Below are 19,252 nucleotides of genomic sequence, written 5' to 3'. Positions count from 1 at the left end.
GTGTGTGCGCGTGCGCACATGGCGTGGTGAGGTGTGGTCATGATGGAGATAGTGATGGAGGTGTGTGGGTTAAGGGGTGAATGGTCCGTCGTGGGTGAGGGCGGTGAGCATTTCCGCGAATTGTTGTTGCGCGGGCTCCGGCCAGCGGGCGAGGAATTCTTCCAATTTTTGGGTCAGGCGTGAGCGCATTACGGCGACGTTGTCTTGGCCCAGTGGGGTTAGCGACAGTTGTATCCACCGCGCGTCGCGGGGATCGGTAGCGCGCGTGATGAGCCCGGCTTTTTCTAAGACCGAGGCGTGGCGGGATACCACCGAGCGGTCTAAGCCGATAACGGTGGCGAGCTCTTTTGGGGTGGAGGGACCACAGCGGTCTAGGCCGCTGAGTACCAAATACGTAGATTCATTGATTTCTTCACCGAGCCCCTGGGTGAGGTAGGCGTACATGCGTCGGCGGAGGCTGCGCTGGGAAAGGAGTCCCAGTGCGTCGGCGACTTGTTTGCTTGGAGTGTCCATGCCAGCAGAATACATGCAGAGTACACGCGTGTCTAGTGCACGCGTGCCTATTGCACGCTAATTTTGGCGAGATGATCGCGGTGGAGAGCGGAAAGCGTATAAAACAACCGCGTTTGTCCATTTTTCGGCCCGATTTTTGGCGAAACGCGGTTGTTTTGGACAGCCTGACGCTCAGCCGTACCTCTATCTGCTGGGATGGGCACTTAAATCGCGCAAAAGAGCCTTCCGGTTTTCCAATACCGGTTCCCCGTGCATGCACCTTAACTTTCTGGAACGCTAGGATAGGAAAGAATAGATCTAGTTAAGGAGTACAAAGCAATGGCTAAAGAAACTGCACGCGCCCTTGGGCACGAAGTAGACGTGGACCGCGAGAAGTTTACTTACCTGGCATCGACTGATGCCGAGGGCAACAAGATTGAATCCGGCAAGGTTGCTGCAGCGGGAGCCGGTGTCGCGGGAGCCGCAGCTGCTGCCGGTGCCGCTGCAGCGGCGAACGCGGATGAGCAGAACGATTCCGTGACCCAGAGTGATTACGAGCCGAAGAACCACGTCGTTACTGGTGCTGAGGAAGAACACGTCGCCGCCGCGTCCGAGCAACCGGACCTGCAGGAACAGCTGGATGAGGACAACGCGGACTATGAGCCCTCACAGCATGTGGTGGGCGAGGCCGAGGAAGAACACATCGGCACCGCACCAGAGCAGCCGCAAGAGGATGTGGCAGATGATGAACGCGATGACTTCGATGACTTGAAGGACAAGGTCACCGAGGCCGGCAATGTCGTTGAAGAAGCCATCAACCGCGCTAAGGACTTCGTGGAAGACAAAGCACAGGAATACCAGGACGGATCCGGCAAGAAGGGCGGTTTCTTTGACCGCGTGAAAGACGTTGTGCGCGAGGCTCGCGATAACCTCGATGAGAAGCATAAGTAGTTAACTACGCGTAGGCCGCTGCTTTTCCGGTAGGGGGAGGGGCAGCGGCCTTTTGTGCTGTCGTGCTAGTCCAGCGCGTGCAGGTAGAACCGGCGGATGAGGAGGTGGCGGGGGATATCGACAAGCGGGCGCAAGAAGGGCAGGAAGGGCTCGGAGGTGGCATCGATAAGCAGCAGCGTCCGCCCATCGCGCAGGCGCTCTAGGGTAAAGGTTTCCTCGCCGCGCTCGAGGTGTCCGGGCAAGGTGCCGTAGGTAAAGCCGCAGCGGCCATCGTCGGCGAAGGTCTCGACCACGCGGCAGCGGAAATCAAACGGGCCAAGGCCCATGGTGACCTCGGCGCCTTCTTGTACGACTGGGTGGGTGGGGCTCACGCGGAATAGGCCGCTGCGCTGGATGCCCCAGCGAAAGAGCCGGTGGGCTGCGGTATCGAAATCGGCGTCGATGACCCTGCTCATGTGCAGCTGCGGAAATCCGGCGGTATCGGAATAAGAAAGCGGCTCTGGCATCTTAAGTCTCAGCGCTAATCTGTGGGGGCCTCATGGGGTGAAGAATAGGGCATCGAAAAGTTTTTGGGTACGGATTAATAGTGTGATCACCCCCGAAACCTGAAAGAACGGTAACGGCTTGGAAACAGTCACAGGACTGAGCTGCTTTCACACGAGATTCATGTCAGGATTTAGCTAGCACGATCTTGACAACTGAAAGAAGGTACTTTGATGCTTCGCATTCCGCACCTAAAGAAAGTCCTGGTGGGCTCGGCTTTCGCTGGTGCGTTTTTCTTGGGCTCCCCGGCAGCAGGCGCCCAAGAATTGCCCCAACCGGATATTGACTCGGCAGGGTTAATCAACCACGTGCGCGAAGGTCTCGCGGACTTTGGCATTGAGACCCCAGAGGTGGATAAGCAGGTCACCGATACCGTAGATTCCGCGGTGCAGAACGCGCACGATACGGTGGCGAATAAGGTCCAGCAGGGGGCTCAGTATGCGGAGCCGGCCACGACCCCGAATCCCTTCGGGCTGCTGGAACAAGCTACCCAGGTAGAGCAAAAGCCACTGGGTAATAATCCCAACTACCAGTGGAAAAATGATGGATTTTCCAAGGTAGCCGCAGGCAAGCCCGATGCAGATTTTGTTCTGCACCGCGTGCCGGGGTCCTTGTTCGATGCCCCGCGCATTCCTGAGGAATCCGATGTTGCCATGAACCAAGGCAAGTCCCTCTATGGCCCTGGAACTCCCATCTACATCAATGGTGACACCATGTGCACCTTGAGCGTTGCCGGTCATGACGATGCTGGCCGCAAGGTGGGGCTGACCGCGGGGCACTGCGGCAATGAGGGCGATGCCATTATTTCGGCCGATTCCGATCACATTGGCCCGACGGGCACCATCGTGTCCAAGAACGACGAGCTAGATTATTCGGTTATCGAATTCGGCTCTAACGCAGAGGTCACCCGCACCTACAACGGGGTTACCGTTAACTCCCTGGGCGGGACCGTAAACCCGGGTGAGACCGTGTGCAAGCAGGGGGTTGCCACCGGCAAGACCTGCGGTATGACCTATCAGCAGGCACAAAGCATCCATGTCAACCAGGTCTGTGCCATGATGGGCGATTCCGGTGCGCCATTGCTCGCCGGTGACCGCCTCGTCGGTTCCATCTCCGGCGGCTTCCTGCCGGTGAACTTCCCGTGTCGCACCCCGCTGCAAGGTGCGGTTCACAACCCCACCGCCGCTACCAACATGGACACCGTGTTGGCGGATATGAACCGCCGCGGTGGCGTTGGCGCAGGGTTTACCCTGCCCGAAGCATAAGCGCGAAGCAGACAGCGCCCCGTTCAGCCTTGAGAGCCGCACGGGGCGCTTTTTCATGCGCAATTTCTATGGGCATATAACGCGCATGCGTCCCGCCAAAGTGGGGGAAGCGCAGGATAGCCTTGCCTGCGTAATCGCCATAAACTGAGGTGAGACTTACCTATTGTCTGTTTAGGAATAGTCAATATCTGCTGTGGCTAACGCTTCCGCAGCGAAATTTGAACCGAGGTTTCCCCATGCACCAAACCCATTCCACCCCACCAGAAACCGGTCCCATGCGCGCGGATCAGGCACCCGCCGATGCCGTGGTGGAACTGTCCGCTGATTGCCTGCACAACGCGATAGAGACCCAACCAGCACTGGCCGTACGGCTGCGCGAGCTGGGCTTTCGCCCAGGCACCCGCGTGCAGATTGGCCGCACCGTCGCCGGCGGTGCGCGCGTGGTCACCGTGGGCACGGCCCGCTACGCGGTGGATGCGCACACGCTGCGCCAACTCGAAGTCATTCCGCTGGAGGCATAAGCCATGGCACATAACTCCACGGCCCCAGCAAGCTGCCACAGTACCTCTAGTATGCGGATAGCGGCGGAAGGCACGCCAGTCCTGGCACTGGTGGGCGCGCCCAACTCCGGAAAATCCACCCTCTTTAACGCCTTGACCGGCGCGAAGGTCCAGACTGGCAACTGGCCGGGCACCTCCGTCGAGGTCAGCCGCGGGCTCTGGAATGCGCAGCCAGAGGCTTTCGACATCATCGACCTGCCCGGCGCCTATTCCCTGGACCCCATGAGCCCGGACGAGGCCTTTACCAAGCAGATGCTCATTGACTGCCCAGCGGACGAGCGCCCCGATGTCGTCGTGGTCCTCGTGGACGCAACGGCCCCGGCCCGCGGGCTCAACCTGGCGCTGCAAATCGCCGCCGAGCCGTACCGCGTCATCCTCGGCGTGACCAAGGAAGATATGGCCGAGCAGCAGGGCATTAGCATCGATACTGATGCGCTCTCCCGCGCTACCGGCATGCCAGTGGTCAGCGTTAATGGACGGCGCCGGCGCAACCTCGACGGGTTGGAAACCACCGTGGCGCAGGCCATGCGCGCCGAGCCAACCATCATCCGCCAGGATTCCGGCCTGGACCAGCGCTTTGCGGATCTCGATGCCGCCGAAAAAGCCGCGGTCCACCGCGTAGAGGTAGGTGAGACCCTCCCCCAACGCGTCGACCGCGTGGTGCTGCACCCGGTGGTGGGCCCACTGCTCTTCCTCGCGGTGATGTGGGCGGTCTTCTTCATCACCACCACGGTGGCAGGGCCCATGCAGGACGGGCTCGAGGACCTTATTACCGGTCCGGTCTCGGACGCGGCCCGCGCCGGGCTGGAAGCCATTGGCCTCGACCATTGGCTGATTACGGGCCTGCTTGTCGATGGCCTCATTGGCGGCGTCGGCATGGTCCTGACCTTCGCCCCGCTGCTGGCGCTGATGTTTCTGTGCCTGGCCGTGCTGGAGGATTCCGGCTACATGGCCCGCGCGGCGGTGGTCACCGATAGGGTGATGCGCTCGATTGGCCTGCCCGGCAAGGCCTTTATCCCCATCGTGGTGGGCTATGGCTGCAACGTGCCAGCGATTTCGGCCACGCGCGTGCTTGGCGATGTCCGCCACCGCATCCTTACCTGCCTGCTCATCCCGTTTACTTCGTGCTCGGCGCGGCTCATCGTCTTTATGATGCTGGCGCAGGTCTTCTTCCCCGATCACGCCGGATCGGCCGTCTTTGGCATGTACGTCTTATCCATCGCCTTGGTGGTTGCCGTGGGCCTGACGCTGCGGAAAACGGTCTGGCGCGCCATGCCGTCCGAGGCGCTCGTAATTGACCTTCCTTCGTATCAGCTGCCCACGCTCAAACTATCGGTCTCGGTTATGTGGGTGCGCTTGAAGGGATTTCTTCACACCGCAGGCGGCATCATCGTGGCCACGGTGGTGGTCATTTGGCTGCTCATGTCCATCCCAGTTACCGGTGGGCATTCCTTTGACGAGGAAGCCGTCCCGCCGGAGGACTCGGCGTATGGCGCGGTTTCAAAGGCGATATCCCCGGCCTTCGCGCCGGCAGGCTTCGATTCATGGTCCCTGACCGGCCCGCTGGTTACCGGCTTCGTGGCGAAGGAAACGCTGATTTCCACCTGGGCGCAGACCTACGCCGTCGATGACGTCACGGATGCTGATCCTGAGGAGCAGGCCGAGTCTTCGCTGGCCGATCACATCCGCAGCGATTTCGATGCCGCCTCCGGTGGGCACGGGCTGGCCGCGGTGTGGGCGTATATGGTCTTTCTCTTGGCCTATACCCCGTGCGTGGCTACGGTGGCCGCGCAGCGGCGCGAAATCGGCTGGAAGTGGACGCTCATCGGCTTTGTACTGCAGCTCGTCACGGCTTGGGTCTTGGCAGTCGGCGTCTTCCAGGTGCTGAGGTTATTCCTATGAGCCCTACAGACAAGGTAAAAGAAGCGATCCGCGGCGGTCACTCCACCCCCGCGGATATCGCCCGCGCGACGGGATTAGGGCAGGGGACGGTGGAAGTAATCCTCGCACATTTGGAGCACAGCGCGCAGCTCGTGCGCGAATCGCTGTCCTCGTGCCCCACGGGCGGTTGCGGAAGCTGCTCGCACAGTGACGGCTGCTCCGGCGCCGAGGGCGGGCGCCGTGAACCGGTCCTATTGAAGCTTTCGGCCCGCCCTTAATCCTGCAGCATCTGCAAAGCGGCCTTGTGCAGGCGGCCATTGGAGGCAATGGCTGATCCGCCGTGCGGGCCAGGATTGCCGGAAAGATCCGTAAACGTGCCGCCTGCCTCGGTCACCAGCAGGGAAGGGGCGGCGAGATCCCAGAGGGAGACCTCCGGCTCGGTGGCGATATCGACGGCGCCTTCTGCCACGAGGCAGTAGGACCAGAAATCGCCGTAGCCGCGCAGGCGCCACGTCTTATCCGTGAGGTTGAGGAATTTATCGCGCAACCCTCGCTCGGACCAGCCGGTCAACGAGCTCATGGCTAGGGAAGCATCCCCAAGTTTTTCGATCTGGGAGACGTGCAGGCGCTTTGGCTCGCCGCCAAAGACACGGTAGGCACCGGCGCCCTTAGCCGCATACCAGCGCCGGCGCAGGGCAGGGGCGGAGACCACGGAGACGACCGGTTCGCCGTCCTCGAGCAGGGAAATAAGCGTGGCCCATACCGGCACGCCGCGCACGAAGTTCTTTGTGCCATCGATGGGATCGATGACCCACTGGCGGCCTTCGTAGCAGGCCTGGCCGCCGAATTCTTCGCCTAAAACCTCATCGCGCGGGCGGGAGCGCTTCAGCGAATCGCGGATGTGCTTCTCGCAGTTCAGATCCGCATCCGACACCGGGGTCAGGTCCGGCTTTTCCTTCACGGAAAGGTCGGTGGCTTCGAAACGGTGCATCGTGACCACATCGGCGTGACCGGCTAACTCGAGCGCGAGACCTAAGTCTTCTTTGAATTTACCCACGGAGCCATTCCTCCATTTGTTGAACTACTTGTTTATTTCCGGCCAAGCACCACTCGACGCCACCGGCTTCTATCTTGCGGGCCGCACCACCGGCGGCCTCAATGAGAGCCTTGCCGGGGAACCAATCCCAATCTGCTATCGAGTGCTGCATCCAAGCGCCCCACGTACCTTCTGCCACGGAGGCCAAGTCCACCGAACCGGCACCAAGCATACGGACTGTAGCAAAGTTTTCGGTTACCCGCTGCCATGCAGCACGAATTTCTGGATCCGCGAGCGACGTGGGGTGCAGGTAGGACGAGAGCGAGATCTCCTCCGCGGGCTTATCTGCCAGCTTGGCGACGTCCTTGCCATCCAGCGAGGTGGGGTAGTCGCGCCCGCCAAACCAGGTATAGCCCATGGCGGGGCGGTGGACGGCGCCGAGGGCGACCCCGGAGGCATCGGTAAGCGCGAGCGCTGAGCACCAATAATCGGAGCCGGAGGTGAAATTATAGGTGCCATCGACCGGATCGATGACCCAATTGCGCCCGGACTGGGACTCGCGGGCGGTGCCTTCTTCCCCCACCAAGCCGTCCTCGGGGCGCACGGCCTCTAGCACGCCGGCGACGAAGCGCTCGGCGGCGCGGTCAGCATCCGTGACCACATCAGAAATAGAGGTTTTCTGCTCAACCGAGACGCCCATCTCGCGCAAGCGCCAAGCCAAGCGTCCGGCGTTATACACAAGCGCCTGCGCCAAATGGGCATCCCCATCGTCTGCATGCGCGACAATAAACGTTTTGATGACCGCATCGATCATCTCCTGCAAGCTTGGCTTTTGATCCATGCACACCATTGTCACCCTAAATCCCACCAATGGCTAATTCTGTGGGGTAGGTGGGTAAGATTGGGCCCTATGCGTCCCGAAGTAATCACACGGCTCAAGCAATTGGACACCACCCTGACCACTATTGAAAAGGTCATGGATCCGGAAGCCTTGGCTGCGCGCATTCGGGAATTAGAAGCCCAAGCTGGGGATCCCTCGCTGTGGGATGACCCCGAGCACGCACAGAAGGTCACCTCTGAGCTATCAAGCGCGCTAGCAAAGGTCCGCAAACTGGAGTCTTTGCGCGGGCGCTTAGATGATATGCCGGTGATGTACGAGCTCGCGGAGGAAGAAGGCACCGTCTCCGTTGCCGATGAAGACCTCGCTGAGCTGGAAAGCGCCATCGAATCCCTCGAGGTAACCACCATGCTCTCCGGGGAATATGACCCGCGCGAGGCCGTGATCAATATTCGCTCCGGAGCCGGCGGGGTAGACGCTGCCGATTGGGCGGAGATGCTCATGCGCATGTACACCCGCTGGGCTGGAAAGCACGACCATAAGGTGGATATTTACGATATTTCCTATGCCGAAGAAGCGGGCATTAAATCCGCCACCTTTGTAGTGCATGGGGAATACATGTACGGCCAACTTTCCGTGGAACAGGGCGCGCACCGCCTCGTGCGCCTTTCGCCCTTTGATAACCAGGGCCGGCGCCAAACCTCCTTTGCAGAGGTTGAGGTCCTTCCCGTGGTGGAGCAAACGGACCACATCGACGTGCCAGATAACGAGGTGCGCGTGGATGTGTACCGTTCCTCTGGCCCCGGTGGACAGTCAGTCAATACCACCGATTCCGCGGTGCGCCTGACCCATATCCCCACCGGCATCGTGGTCACCTGCCAGAACGAGAAGTCGCAGATCCAAAACAAGGCTTCTGCCATGCGGGTTTTGCAGGCAAAGCTTCTGGAACGCAAGCGCCAGGAGGAGCGGGCGGAGCTCGATGCGCTCGGCGCCGGCGGCAATGCCTCCTGGGGCAACCAGATGCGCTCTTATGTTTTGCACCCGTACCAAATGGTCAAAGACCTGCGCACCAATTTTGAAATGGGCGATCCCTCCAAGGTGCTCGATGGGGACATCGATGGTTTCTTGGAAGCCGGCATCCGGTGGCGGATACAACAAGAGCGCGGCGAGGATTAAACTCAACCGCGCTCTGCAGGCTTAAGCCGGGTAGTGCATCGGGGCGCCCGGCCCGAGCGGGATACCCAGCAGGTACCACACGATAAAGAAGATGAACCAGCCAACAATCATGGCGATGGAATACGGCAGCGCCAGTGACATCAGCGTGCCAACGCCCGCCGGCTTGTAGTAGCGCTGCAGGAAGGTCAGTGCCAAGGCGAAGTACGGCGACATCGGGGTGATGATATTTGTCGGCGAGTCACCGATACGGAAGAGCATCTGGGAAACCTCCGGGGAGATGCCCACGTACATCATCATCGGGACGATCACCGGCGCCATCAGTGCCCACTGCGCGGAACCTGAGGTAATGAACAGGTTGAGAACTGCCACCATGGCCACGAGCGCGGCGAACATCAAGATGGGCGGCAGCGACCAAGCCTGCAGCAGCTCAGAGCCCTTAATCGCGGTCCAGACACCGAGGTTGGACCACTGGAACCACGCCAAGAACTGGGCGACGGCGAAAAAGAGCACCAGCATGGGAACCAAGGTCTTAATGCCTTTAGCCATGAAATCTGGCACGTCCGAGGCGGACTTTAGCGTGCCGGCGTAGATGCCGTAGACGGTGCCGCAGACCAAAAAGGCCAGGGCAATGGGAACCGCAATCGCGCTAATCAGCGGCGATTCCATGAAGCTATCTTCTTGGCTAGCGAGCGGGGAGCCCGGGATGAAGAGCAGGGCGAAGAATCCCGCGAGGAAGATAAGTAACGCGATACCAGAGGCGGCCAAGCCCTTTTGCTCCTCCGGCTTTACCCGCAGCTCTTCTTCTTCCTCGAAATCAACGTCGCTTTCCTCGCCGTCCTCGTCTGCGTCGTTATCGGCACCGGCGGCCTGGGAGAAGGAGACTTCCTCGTAATTAATCTTGTCGTGGTTGACCAGATCGCGGGCCTTTTTCACCATGAACCATTCCGTAACGGCGGTGATGATAAGGGACAGCACGATGGCGGATGGGATGACAAAGAAGATATTGGCCAGCGGGCTGACTTCATAAGCCTCATCCACAAACTGTGCGGCAGGAGTGGAAATACCGGCCAGCAGGAGGTCAGTGATGTTGAGGATCAGCGAGGCGTTGAAGCCTGCCGAGGACGCTGCAAAGGCCACCATGGCACCCACGATGGGGGAGCGGCCCACCGAGTGGAAGGCCATCGCGCCCAGCGGGATGAGGATGACATAAATGGCATCCGAAGCCACGGAACCAGTCACGCCGGCCAGCGCGACGATGAAGGTAAGGAACTTTGGGCTGACCTTGGTCACCATGGCGCGCACGAGTGCGGACAAGAGCCCAGACTGCTCGGCGACGGCCACACCCAGCATCACGGCAAGGATGACGCCCAATGGTGGGAAGCTCGTGAAATTTTCCACCGCATCCGTGACCATGCGCGAGATATTTTCGGTGGTCAGGAGGGATTCAACCTCGATGGTATCGCCGGATTTGGGATCCTCGGCGCTCATGCCAATCAGATGGCCAATCCAAGAGGTAATGGCGACGTTTATCGCGAGGATGACGAAGAGCCAGAAAGGATCGGGGAGTTTATTGCCGATCTTTTCTACGGTGCCTAAAAAGCCGCTAGCTTTCTCCGGTTTTTCTTTGGTTTTAGTCTCGGCCATAGTATCGGCACTTTCTGTCGATCGGGTCGGGCATCATTGCGCACCAGATTTTGTGTTCTAGACTACACTACTAAATAGCGTTCACAGGTTGCTGTCAACTTTGGTTGCTACAGTGGCGGGGTGATTACTTTCAATAACGTGACTAAGGTGTATTCCGCCCAGTCCCGCCCCGCGCTCGATGGGGTGTCTTTTGAGATTGCGGACGGTGAGTTTGCCTTCCTCATCGGCCCTTCAGGGTCCGGAAAGTCCACCTTTCTAGAGCTCATGGTGCGCTATAGCAATGTGACCTCAGGCGATATTTACTTCGGCGATTTTCACGTCAACGAGCTAAGCGGCAAGGATATCAACGCCCTGCGCCAATCCATTGGTTACGTATTCCAGGATTTTCGGCTGCTGCCCAAGCTGAACGTGTACCAGAATGTGGCGTTTGCCCTGGAGGTCATCGGCAAGAGCAAGCACCGCATCTCCACCGCGGTGCCGCAGGTACTGGAGATGGTGGGCCTAGAAAACCGTCATCACGCGATGCCACACGAGCTTTCCGGCGGTGAGCAGCAGCGCGTGGCCATCGCACGCGCCTTGGTTAATCGCCCGAAGCTGCTGCTTGCCGATGAACCCACGGGCAACCTCGATCCCGCCACCGCCGACGGGATCATGGACTTGCTGCTGCGCATCAACAAACGTGGCACCACCGTCGTGATGTCTACGCACAATTCCCGCGCCGTGGATAAGGCGAAGAGGCGCGTGCTGGAATTGCGCGATGGCACGCTCGTTCGCGATGAACACAACGCCGCCTATTCGGCGCAGGAGGAGCAGGCATGAAGCTAGGATTCATCTTCCGCGAGGCCAGCAAGGGCTTGGGTCGCAACCTGACGATGACCATCGCGATGATCATTACCACGGCCATTTCTGTCGGCGCCGTGGTTGCCGGCATTATGGTCACTAACCTCACCAAGGATACGAAGGAAATCTACTTGGACCGAGTGGAGGTTATGGTGCAGCTCAACGAGGATATTTCCGCCACGGATCCAAACTGCACCACTCCTGCCTGCGCGGATTTAAAGGAACAGCTGGAATCCGATAGTTCTGTAGAGTCCGTGGAATTTCGCAACCGGGAGGCCTCCTACGAGCGCTTCCGCGAGCTATTCCAGGACACCGACCCGGTGATGGTGGAACAAACCTCGCCGGATGCGCTTCCCGCAGCGTTGCACGTGCGCCTCGTTGACCCGGAGGAAGCCTCCGCCATCGATGCCGTGCGGGATAACCCGGCGGTAGAAGAGGTCGTGGATCAGCAAGAGGAGGTGCGTGAAGCGGCAAGCAACCTCGATTCCATCCGCGCCGCCACCTTCATCGTGGCCATCGTGATGTCCATTGCAGCTATCTTCTTGGTGGCCAATATGGTGCAAATCGCCGCCTTCCACCGCACCCGTGAGACCGAAATCATGCGCATGGTGGGCGCCTCGCGCTGGATGACGCAGGCGCCATTCGTGGTAGAAGCCGTGCTCGCCTCCCTTATCGGTGTGGTTCTTGGCGGCGCTGGGCTGCTCGTGGCGAAATCCCAAGTGATCGATCCTGCGCTACAGGGCCTGTATGAATCGCAGTTGCTGGCACCGATGAAGTCCAGCGATCTGTGGATTGCACTGCCGCTGGTGGGGCTGCTCGCTTTGGCGGTTACCGCTGCCACCGCGCAGATTACCCTGCGTTCTTATGTCCGCCGCTAAGCCGTTTGCCGGGTGTGGTAAACGAGCAGTACACTGAGGCAATTATGGCTAAAAAGGGCAAGAAGAATAAGAAGGCGGCTTCCGGGGACGCTACGCTTGCGACCAACCGCCGGGCCCGGCACGACTATAAGATCCTCGAAGAATTCGAGTGTGGCATCGTCCTGCTCGGCACGGAGATCAAATCCCTCCGGGAGGGCAAAATCTCGCTCAATGATGCCTTCGCCACCATTGATAATGGCGAGGTGTACCTGCGGAATTTACACATTCCGGAGTATTCGATGGGGTCCTGGACCAACCACAGCCCGCGGCGCACCCGCAAGCTCTTGCTGCACCGCCGGGAGATCGACAAGCTTTACGGGCAGGTGCGCAATGGCAATAAAACCCTGGTGCCGCTCAAGGTGTACCTCAAAAATGGGTACGCGAAGTTGTCGCTGGCGCTCGCGCAAGGTAAGCAGGATTATGACAAGCGCGAAGACATCAAGCGGCGCGACCAGAACCGCGAAATCACCCGCGAGCTCGGCCGCCGCGTGAAGGGGATTAATGCTTAAAACGGTAAAGGTTCACGATGCTGTCAAGGGTGAAGACTCCATTTCCGGGACGGGCGTTTTGGTAGACCGCCTGTGGCCGCGGGGCATCGCCAAGGCGGACCTGGACTATGACGAGTGGTTCAAGGACGTGGCCCCCAGCCCCGAGCTGCGCAAGTGGTGGAGCCATGACGCGGATTCCTTCGAGGAGTTTTCGCGCCGCTACCGCGCCGAGCTCGATGATCGCGAATCCGAAGAGCTCACCCAGTTGCTCTCCTTGGCAAAAGAGGGGGACCTGACGCTGCTCTTTGGCGCCGCCGACCGCAAGATTAACCACGCGGTGGTCTTAAAAGAGTGGCTGGAAGAGCACTTGGAGAAATAGAAGCGTCTGCGGTAGTGTTGGAACAACCGTAGGGAATGATGCACTATCCCGTCCCTACAGTGCTATGGGGTTGATTTGGTTTCGACTTCGTACACTGCGCCAGGGGAAGCGTGCCGGTGAAGGCTACCGACCACCGTTTAAGCGTCGTAGCAAACAAATAAACGCAGAGAAGAACTCTCAGCGTGACTACGCCCTCGCTGCCTAATTACAGCGACGCGTGTCTGTCAGCCTAGGTTTCGTTCCTGACCTAGAACCTGGCATCGACTAAGGAACTTGCCGTCTGGCTGTGTCATCAGGGCCAGATGGGACTCTTACTGGTGACTGGGCCCATCATCCGGTACGAGTTCGCCCGAACCGGAGGGCCGAGCAGAGATCATGTGCGAACTGCGCACGGAGAAGCCCTGGCAAGGTGACGAAGGACCCGGGTTCAAGTCCCGGCAACTCCACCGAGAGCCCCTCACCTGCATTTGCAGGTGAGGGGCTATTTTTATTCCGTATCAGTCATCGTGACTACTTGATCGGGGTACCAGATGAAAAACTTGTTAAACTCACGAACGTGAACACTTCCACGTTGTGTCAGCAGAGATAGGTTGCACGACCTCGACTAAGAGAAGGTGAAGCATGGAACCTTACGTAGGAATAGTGGTATTCGAGCTGTCTCGTGTCGGGACGCAAAAGAGCTATTTCCGTGAAGATTTTTATATCGTCTATGCAGATACGGACGAAGCTGCCTCGGAGCGTGTACAGGCGTTGGCGCATGCACAAGAAGACGAAGGAGACGCCGAACATGGCTCAGTAAAGGTTCGTCACATCGTAGATATTGCCCCTGCCTTGTATGGGACTGTGGAAAAGGACATTGACTTGTACTCTCGGCATTTCGCTTCACTCGAAGACTATAAGCGGTTCGAAATGAAGCTTGGAGGGACTAACCCCCTGAAAGATTAAATCAAGCTCAACGTCGAGGTTAGGCAGCTTTCTTAGCGAGTAGTGCTGGCTCCATTGCTTCGGCGATTGCTTCTAGGACGGGGAAGGGGGGGAATAGTTGACTTTTAGGCTAGTGCCATAGTCGACGGCTTGTACCCAATTGGATACTAAGCGTCCTTTACGTTAGTGAAATGTCCCAGATTCTCCCATCTATCCACACGGAACAAAATCTGGGACACTTCAGTACTAGGCTCAACTCTCGCCGCCCTGGTGTCCAGGTAAGTGACAGTTCGGCCAGTAACGTCCATGGCTTAGACGGGTTCAGTTCCCGGAAACTCCACCGAGAGCCCCAGCTGGATTCAGTTCTAGCTGGGGTTTTCTTATGAGAGTCCCCGCGCGCGGCTAGGGTAGTGGCCATGCAGCGAGTATTTGATTCCCACCTCCACATCATCGATTTTTCCCACCCCATTCAGGAAAATCAGGGCTATACGCCGCCGGAGTTTTTGGTTCCGGCCTATGACGTATGGCGCGAGAAGCTGCGCGGTGAGGGTTTTGATATCACCGCCGGCGCGGTCGTCTCCGGTTCCTTTCAGGGGTTTGACCAGGGGTATCTGGCAGAAGCCCTGGGGGAATTGGATAGCTTCGTAGGCGTGACACAGCTGCCTGCCGATGTCCCCGATGCCGAAATCCGCCGGTTGGATGGCTTGGGCGTGCGGGCGGTGCGCTTTAACTTGCGGCGCGGTGGCAGCGCAGCACGGGAGGACCTGGAGGAGCTCGCCTGGCGGATCTATGACCTGGCAGGTTGGCACGTGGAGCTTTATGTCGACGCGGCTACGCTGGGCGATATGGCCCCAGTGCTCAAGAAGCTGCCGGCCGTGAGCATCGACCACCTGGGCCTGAGCGCGCAGGGAGTAGACGGCCTCTTAGAACTTGTCGATGCCGGGGTAAAGGTCAAGGCCACCGGATTCGGGCGCGTAGACCTCGATCCGGGAGAGGTGGTGCGCCGCATTGTCGACGTTGATCCAACGGCGCTCATGGCGGGTACCGATTTGCCCTCGCAGCGGACGAGCCGGGTGTTTTCGGTGGACGATTTCCGGCTCATCGGGGAGGCGGCGGGGGTACATGCTGATGACGTTTTCTTCGCCAATGCAGCGCGTTTCTATGGGCTGGACGCTGTACTTTAGGAAAGGTTACCCTCAACCTTGATTGGTTAGGGTGACTTAAGATAAGTTAATGGGGCATTTGTTTCTCGTCTATAAGGAAAGCACAATGAAGAAAATTCATCGCGCTCTTTTGTCTGTCGTGGCTGTCGCCTCCTTGGCACTTACCGCATGTAGCACTGCGGAAGAAGAGGACCAGGGTTCGAATAAGGGGACATCGGAAAGCGCACTGCAGATCGAAGATAATAACGGCACCCACGAGCTGGACGTACCGTTCGAGCGCGTCGCGGTAACGGATAACCGCGCCTTCGAAATCCTAGCGGATTGGGACGTCAATATTGTCGCTGCCCCGCTTGGCATCGTCCCGGATACCCTCTCGGACAAGATCAATGAAGACACGATCGAGGCCAACCTGGGTATGCACCGCGAGCCCGACCTGGAAGCACTGGTTGCCGCAGAGCCGGACATCGTCATCAACGGTCAGCGCTTCACCCAGCACCAGGCCGATATTGAGGCTTTGATGGAAGATACCCCGGTTCTCGACTTCTCCCCGCGCGACGATAAGGACATGGCGGAAGAGCTCATCCGCCAGACCGAAGCACTGGGCAAGATCTTCGACCACGAAGATGAAGCAAAGAAGCTCGTTGATGACTTCAAGAAGGCCCTGGACCGCGCTAAGGACGCCTACGATTCTGAGAAGACCGTCATGGCCGTCAACACCTCCGGTGGCGACATCAACTACATCGCCCCAGGTAAGGGCCGCTTCTTTGGACCATTCTTTGACCTGCTGGGCATGAAGCCTTCCCTCGAGGTGGAAAACGCCAGCGATGACCACGAGGGCGATGACATCTCCGTCGAGGCAATTGCTGATTCCAACCCTGACTACATCCTCATCATGGACCGCGATGGTGCCGTGGCCAAGGATGAAGCAGGCTACACCCCAGGTAAGAAGCTGGTAGAGGATTCCGCGGCACTCAAGAACGTGACTGCCGTTAAGGAAGGCAAGATCGTTTCCGCTCCGCAGGATACCTACACCAATGAAAACATCATTACCTTCACGGAGACGCTCAACGCGATGGCAGACGCGTTTGAAAAGAACTAGCCACCACTAAAAACCGGAAACCGGAGGGATTTTGTGCCCTCCGGTTTTCAGGTGCGTAAAGGATAGTTATGGAAACCACCACCCGCACAAAGGTCTGGGATTGGAAGCTGGGCCTTGGCATACTCATCGTCGCCGCGTTGCTCGTTACCTCTTTGTTGACCGGGCAGTACGACGTTTTTGGCGCTGATGATGGCGCCGCCATGTTCGGCATTACCCGCTTACCGCGCACCATTGCCTTGGTGCTTGCCGGCGCGGCCATGGCCGTCAGCGGCCTGGTCATGCAGCTGCTTACCCAAAACCGCTTCGTTGAACCATCTACCACCGGCACCACGGAGTGGGCCGGACTGGGCCTGCTCTTCGTCATGGTCGTCGCACCCACGTCCTCGATTCTGGTGAAGATGATAGGTGCGGTGATCTTTTCCTTCCTGGGTACGGTGGTATTCTTCCTCTTCCTGCGCCGGGTGACCCTGCGCTCTTCGCTCATCGTGCCGATCATCGGCATCATGTTGGGCGCCGTGGTTTCTGCAATTTCGACGTTTTTCGCCCTGATGACCGATATGCTCCAGCAATTGGGAATCTGGTTCATGGGCTCATTTACCGCTGTATACAAGGGCCAATACGAGGTTTTGTGGATCGTCCTCTTGGTGCTGGTGGCGGTGTATATCTTCGCCGACCGCCTTACGGTCGTTGGCTTGGGCGAGGACGTGGCTACCAACGTCGGGCTGAACTATAATCGCATGTTGTTGCTGGGAACTGGTCTTATCGCCATTGCTACGGGCGTGGTCACCGTCGTTGTGGGGTCCCTGCCATTCTTGGGTCTTATCGTGCCCAATATTGTCTCCATGATGCGCGGCGACGACCTGCGTTCCAACGTTCCCTGGGTCTGCCTGCTGGGCATCGGCATCGTCACGGTGTGTGACCTGGTGGGGCGCGTCATCATCGCCCCATTCGAGATGCCGGTTTCGGTCATCCTTGGCGTCATCGGCGCCATCGTCTTCATCATCATGATTGTGAGGTCGACCCGTGCTAACTAAGATGTCCGCCCCGCCCAAGAAGTACTGGATCACCCTGGCCTGCGTATGGATCCTGGCTGCATCTTTGGCTTTTGCATACCTGGCCTATGGCAACCCGATGGAATTTGGTACGCGCAAGTTTTGGCTCATCGCCCAGCGCCGCGCCGATGCCCTCATCGCCATGGCGATCGTCGCTGTGTGCCAAGCCATGGCTACGGTGTCTTTTCATACCGTGACGAATAACCGCATCTTGACTCCATCCATCATGGGCTTTGAGTCGCTGTACGTTGCCATCAATACCGCGACCATTTTCTTCCTGGGGGCTAGTGGGCTTAACGATGCCCGCACCGTACCCACCTTCCTCATGCAAATGGCCGTCATGGTGGGGCTATCCCTGGTGCTCTATTCGTGGCTGCTGACTAATAGGAAGCAGAATATGCATGCGATGCTGCTGGTCGGCGTGGTCATCGGCGGTGGCTTAGGCTCGCTATCGACCTTCATGCAGCGCATGCTTACCCCTAGCGAGTTCGACGTGCTGACCGCGCGCCTTTTTGGTTCCGTCAATAACGCCGAATCCGAGTACTATCCCATCGCCATTCCAATCGTGGCCATCGCCACCACGCTTTTGGTGCTCAATGCGCGCAAGCTCAACGTGATTTCCTTGGGCGCCGATGTCAGCACCAACCTGGGCGTGAACCACAAAGCACACGCAATTTACACGCTGGTGTTGGTCTCGCTGCTGATGGCGACGACCACCGCGCTGGTAGGTCCCATGACCTTCCTGGGCTTTTTGGTAGCTACGCTGGCCTATCAATTCGCCGATACCTACGATCACCGCTACATCTTCCCGATGGCGGTGGGCTTAGCATTCCTCGTGCTCATTGCGGCCTATTTCCTCATGCAGCACGTATTTTCCGCCCAAGGCGTGGTGTCCATCATCATTGAGCTGGTAGGTGGCTCCGTGTTCCTGTTTGTCATTATGCGAAAGGGCCGACTGTGATCGAATTAAAGAACGTTTCTAAAACCTATTCCGCCGAGACCGCTATTGGTCCGCTCAACCTGACCATTCCGCAGGGAGGCATCACCGCACTGGTGGGGCCGAATGGTGCGGGTAAGTCCACAATGCTCACCATGATCGGGCGCCTGCTCGACATGGATGAAGGCAGCATCGAAATCGCCGGCTATGACATCCAATACAGCAAGTCCGCCGACCTAGCGAAAATCGTGTCCATCTTGCGGCAGGAAAACCACTTCGTCACGAAACTCACCGTGCGCCAGCTCGTGGGCTTTGGCCGCTTTCCCTATACCAAGGGGCGGCTTAATAAACACGATGAAGAGGTCATTTCTAAGTACATTCACTTCCTGCACTTGGAAGAATTGCAGCACCGCTACCTTGACCAGCTTTCCGGTGGCCAGCGCCAGCGCGCGTACGTGGCCATGGTGCTGTGCCAGGAAACCGATTACGTGTTGCTGGATGAGCCGCTGAATAACCTGGACATTTCGCACTCGGTGGACATGATGCGTCACCTGCGCGAGGCCGCCCAGGAGTTGGGGCGCACGGTCATCGTGGTTCTGCACGACATCAACTTTGCCGCCCGCTACGCGGACTATATCTGTGCTTGCAAGGACGGGCAGATCGTCGAATTCGGCCCGGCCGAGGACATCATGCGCGACGATATCTTGACGGCCATCTTCAATACTCCGGTGCGCGTTATCGATGGGCCTGATGGAAAGATCGCGTGCTATCACTAAAAACCAACGTTGGCCTGCGAGTTTGCGTTGTGTTGTGGGGTGGTATAAATTTTAGCGAGTCGCCGAGAGGTAGCCGGTTGGTTACTTTTTAGTGACTTTTTGTACTGACTTGGCTCAAGGATTTGACTTGGTTCAAGTTGTTGGGTAAGTTAGTACGAGCCGCCGCTGAGAGGTTAACGTTTGGTTAATTTTCTTGTGGTGTGTGGATGTTGTTTGAGAACTCAATAGTGTGCCAATGTACTTATTTTTTATTTTTGTGTGCATGGTTGTGTGTTGATTGGTCTGTTGGCC

21 protein-coding genes and 1 other RNA gene are annotated in these 19,252 nt (G+C 58.4%); 17 read left to right on the top strand and 5 right to left on the bottom strand.

Annotation, left to right across the window (positions count from 1 at the left end; all coding sequences use genetic code 11):
* Window positions 1–69 precede the first annotated feature (69 nt).
* A complete protein-coding gene (locus ABRP66_RS05515; RefSeq protein ID WP_284785007.1) occupies window positions 70–513 on the bottom strand; it encodes a MarR family winged helix-turn-helix transcriptional regulator in 444 nt (147 codons plus the stop codon).
* A 318-nt stretch (window positions 514–831) separates the two neighbouring features.
* On the opposite strand from ABRP66_RS05515, the gene ABRP66_RS05510 reads away from it, so the two are divergent.
* A complete protein-coding gene (locus ABRP66_RS05510) occupies window positions 832–1,443 on the top strand; it encodes a kinesin (protein ID WP_284769992.1) in 612 nt (203 codons plus the stop codon).
* A 65-nt stretch (window positions 1,444–1,508) separates the two neighbouring features.
* Here the strand turns inward: ABRP66_RS05510 and ABRP66_RS05505 are convergent, their stop codons facing one another.
* Window positions 1,509–1,949, bottom strand: a complete 441-nt coding sequence (locus ABRP66_RS05505) for a DUF1990 family protein (RefSeq protein ID WP_284769991.1) — start codon at window positions 1,947–1,949, stop codon at window positions 1,509–1,511.
* A gap of 210 nt (window positions 1,950–2,159) precedes the next feature.
* Here ABRP66_RS05505 and ABRP66_RS05500 point away from each other — a divergent pair, with 210 nt between their 5' ends.
* The 4 genes from ABRP66_RS05500 (at window position 2,160) to ABRP66_RS05485 (ending at window position 5,970) form a co-directional block, all read left to right on the top strand.
* A complete protein-coding gene (locus tag ABRP66_RS05500) occupies window positions 2,160–3,251 on the top strand; it encodes a S1 family peptidase (protein ID WP_284783655.1) in 1,092 nt (363 codons plus the stop codon).
* A 236-nt stretch (window positions 3,252–3,487) separates the two neighbouring features.
* Entirely contained in the window at window positions 3,488–3,772 is a 285-nt protein-coding gene (locus ABRP66_RS05495) for a FeoA family protein (protein ID WP_284783634.1), read from the top strand.
* 51 nt (window positions 3,773–3,823) lie between these two features.
* Complete coding sequence (gene feoB / locus ABRP66_RS05490) at window positions 3,824–5,713, top strand: ferrous iron transport protein B (protein WP_284849906.1); 1,890 nt, start codon at window positions 3,824–3,826, stop codon at window positions 5,711–5,713.
* Window positions 5,710–5,970 carry a hypothetical protein gene (locus ABRP66_RS05485; protein ID WP_023016941.1) on the top strand — a complete coding sequence of 87 codons (261 nt, stop codon included), beginning with the start codon at window positions 5,710–5,712 and terminating at the stop codon, window positions 5,968–5,970. The genes feoB and ABRP66_RS05485 overlap by 4 nt, the downstream gene beginning before the upstream one ends.
* Here the strand turns inward: ABRP66_RS05485 and hisN are convergent.
* Both hisN and ABRP66_RS05475 read right to left on the bottom strand, forming a co-directional pair.
* A complete protein-coding gene (gene hisN / locus ABRP66_RS05480) occupies window positions 5,967–6,749 on the bottom strand; it encodes a histidinol-phosphatase (protein ID WP_023025791.1) in 783 nt (260 codons plus the stop codon). The two genes, ABRP66_RS05485 and hisN, sit on opposite strands and share 4 nt — an antisense overlap.
* Window positions 6,742–7,578: an inositol monophosphatase family protein gene (locus ABRP66_RS05475; RefSeq protein ID WP_284783631.1), complete on the bottom strand. Its 837-nt coding sequence runs from the start codon at window positions 7,576–7,578 to the stop codon at window positions 6,742–6,744. Before ABRP66_RS05475 ends, hisN begins: the two co-directional genes overlap by 8 nt.
* 60 nt (window positions 7,579–7,638) lie before the next feature.
* Here ABRP66_RS05475 and prfB point away from each other — a divergent pair, with 60 nt between their 5' ends.
* The gene (prfB, locus tag ABRP66_RS05470; RefSeq protein WP_284769985.1) at window positions 7,639–8,742 is read left to right on the top strand and encodes a peptide chain release factor 2; all 1,104 of its coding nucleotides are present in this window, start codon (window positions 7,639–7,641) and stop codon (window positions 8,740–8,742) included.
* Between the two features lie 21 nt (window positions 8,743–8,763).
* Here the strand turns inward: prfB and ABRP66_RS05465 are convergent, their stop codons facing one another.
* Entirely contained in the window at window positions 8,764–10,386 is a 1,623-nt protein-coding gene (locus tag ABRP66_RS05465; RefSeq protein WP_349838428.1) for an AbgT family transporter, read from the bottom strand.
* Window positions 10,387–10,506: 120 nt separating this feature from the next.
* Between ABRP66_RS05465 and ftsE the strand changes: the two genes are divergently transcribed.
* From ftsE to ABRP66_RS05410, 11 genes are all read left to right on the top strand, one after another.
* Window positions 10,507–11,205: a cell division ATP-binding protein FtsE gene (gene ftsE, locus ABRP66_RS05460; protein ID WP_023028469.1), complete on the top strand. Its 699-nt coding sequence runs from the start codon at window positions 10,507–10,509 to the stop codon at window positions 11,203–11,205.
* Window positions 11,202–12,104: a permease-like cell division protein FtsX gene (ftsX, locus tag ABRP66_RS05455; protein ID WP_284769983.1), complete on the top strand. Its 903-nt coding sequence runs from the start codon at window positions 11,202–11,204 to the stop codon at window positions 12,102–12,104. The genes ftsE and ftsX overlap by 4 nt, the downstream gene beginning before the upstream one ends.
* Window positions 12,105–12,148: 44 nt before the next feature.
* A complete protein-coding gene (gene smpB / locus ABRP66_RS05450; protein WP_023016945.1) occupies window positions 12,149–12,652 on the top strand; it encodes an SsrA-binding protein SmpB in 504 nt (167 codons plus the stop codon).
* Entirely contained in the window at window positions 12,645–13,010 is a 366-nt protein-coding gene (locus tag ABRP66_RS05445; protein ID WP_284769982.1) for a DUF488 domain-containing protein, read from the top strand. The genes smpB and ABRP66_RS05445 overlap by 8 nt, the downstream gene beginning before the upstream one ends.
* 66 nt (window positions 13,011–13,076) lie before the next feature.
* Window positions 13,077–13,459, top strand: a transfer-messenger RNA (tmRNA) gene (gene ssrA / locus ABRP66_RS05440).
* Window positions 13,460–13,631: 172 nt separating this feature from the next.
* Window positions 13,632–13,955 carry a DUF4288 domain-containing protein gene (locus ABRP66_RS05435; RefSeq protein ID WP_023025804.1) on the top strand — a complete coding sequence of 108 codons (324 nt, stop codon included), beginning with the start codon at window positions 13,632–13,634 and terminating at the stop codon, window positions 13,953–13,955.
* Window positions 13,956–14,350: 395 nt separating this feature from the next.
* Complete coding sequence (locus ABRP66_RS05430; RefSeq protein WP_284785002.1) at window positions 14,351–15,118, top strand: amidohydrolase family protein; 768 nt, start codon at window positions 14,351–14,353, stop codon at window positions 15,116–15,118.
* A gap of 85 nt (window positions 15,119–15,203) precedes the next feature.
* Window positions 15,204–16,196, top strand: coding sequence for a siderophore ABC transporter substrate-binding protein (locus tag ABRP66_RS05425; protein ID WP_410758117.1), 993 nt, complete (start codon window positions 15,204–15,206; stop codon window positions 16,194–16,196).
* 68 nt (window positions 16,197–16,264) lie between these two features.
* Window positions 16,265–17,230 (top strand): ABC transporter permease, encoded by a 966-nt coding sequence (locus tag ABRP66_RS05420; protein ID WP_284769980.1) that lies wholly within the window; start codon window positions 16,265–16,267, stop codon window positions 17,228–17,230.
* Between the two features lies 1 nt (window position 17,231).
* Window positions 17,232–18,209, top strand: a complete 978-nt coding sequence (locus ABRP66_RS05415) for an iron chelate uptake ABC transporter family permease subunit (RefSeq protein WP_284770097.1) — start codon at window positions 17,232–17,234, stop codon at window positions 18,207–18,209.
* Window positions 18,206–18,961, top strand: a complete 756-nt coding sequence (locus ABRP66_RS05410) for an iron ABC transporter ATP-binding protein (protein WP_349838427.1) — start codon at window positions 18,206–18,208, stop codon at window positions 18,959–18,961. Before ABRP66_RS05415 ends, ABRP66_RS05410 begins: the two co-directional genes overlap by 4 nt.
* Window positions 18,962–19,252 lie beyond the last annotated feature (291 nt).

It is taken from the genome of Corynebacterium sp. KPL2680 (assembly GCF_040225675.1).
Lineage (GTDB): Bacteria > Actinomycetota > Actinomycetes > Mycobacteriales > Mycobacteriaceae > Corynebacterium > Corynebacterium rhinophilum.
The sequence above is the reverse complement of the archived record's forward strand: the minus strand, read 5'-3'. Positions and strand labels throughout refer to the sequence as shown.

Coding starts and splice junctions, on each gene's coding strand:
- ABRP66_RS05515 (WP_284785007.1), bottom strand. CDS start 513: ATGGACACTCCAAGCAAACAAGTCGCCGACGCACTGGGACTCCTTTCC.
- ABRP66_RS05510 (WP_284769992.1), top strand. CDS start 832: ATGGCTAAAGAAACTGCACGCGCCCTTGGGCACGAAGTAGACGTGGAC.
- ABRP66_RS05505 (WP_284769991.1), bottom strand. CDS start 1,949: ATGCCAGAGCCGCTTTCTTATTCCGATACCGCCGGATTTCCGCAGCTG.
- ABRP66_RS05500 (WP_284783655.1), top strand. CDS start 2,160: ATGCTTCGCATTCCGCACCTAAAGAAAGTCCTGGTGGGCTCGGCTTTC.
- ABRP66_RS05495 (WP_284783634.1), top strand. CDS start 3,488: ATGCACCAAACCCATTCCACCCCACCAGAAACCGGTCCCATGCGCGCG.
- feoB (WP_284849906.1), top strand. CDS start 3,824: ATGCGGATAGCGGCGGAAGGCACGCCAGTCCTGGCACTGGTGGGCGCG.
- ABRP66_RS05485 (WP_023016941.1), top strand. CDS start 5,710: ATGAGCCCTACAGACAAGGTAAAAGAAGCGATCCGCGGCGGTCACTCC.
- ABRP66_RS05475 (WP_284783631.1), bottom strand. CDS start 7,578: ATGGTGTGCATGGATCAAAAGCCAAGCTTGCAGGAGATGATCGATGCG.
- prfB (WP_284769985.1), top strand. CDS start 7,639: ATGCGTCCCGAAGTAATCACACGGCTCAAGCAATTGGACACCACCCTG.
- ABRP66_RS05465 (WP_349838428.1), bottom strand. CDS start 10,386: ATGGCCGAGACTAAAACCAAAGAAAAACCGGAGAAAGCTAGCGGCTTT.
- ftsX (WP_284769983.1), top strand. CDS start 11,202: ATGAAGCTAGGATTCATCTTCCGCGAGGCCAGCAAGGGCTTGGGTCGC.
- smpB (WP_023016945.1), top strand. CDS start 12,149: ATGGCTAAAAAGGGCAAGAAGAATAAGAAGGCGGCTTCCGGGGACGCT.
- ABRP66_RS05445 (WP_284769982.1), top strand. CDS start 12,645: ATGCTTAAAACGGTAAAGGTTCACGATGCTGTCAAGGGTGAAGACTCC.
- ABRP66_RS05435 (WP_023025804.1), top strand. CDS start 13,632: ATGGAACCTTACGTAGGAATAGTGGTATTCGAGCTGTCTCGTGTCGGG.
- ABRP66_RS05430 (WP_284785002.1), top strand. CDS start 14,351: ATGCAGCGAGTATTTGATTCCCACCTCCACATCATCGATTTTTCCCAC.
- ABRP66_RS05425 (WP_410758117.1), top strand. CDS start 15,204: ATGAAGAAAATTCATCGCGCTCTTTTGTCTGTCGTGGCTGTCGCCTCC.
- ABRP66_RS05420 (WP_284769980.1), top strand. CDS start 16,265: ATGGAAACCACCACCCGCACAAAGGTCTGGGATTGGAAGCTGGGCCTT.
- ABRP66_RS05415 (WP_284770097.1), top strand. CDS start 17,232: ATGTCCGCCCCGCCCAAGAAGTACTGGATCACCCTGGCCTGCGTATGG.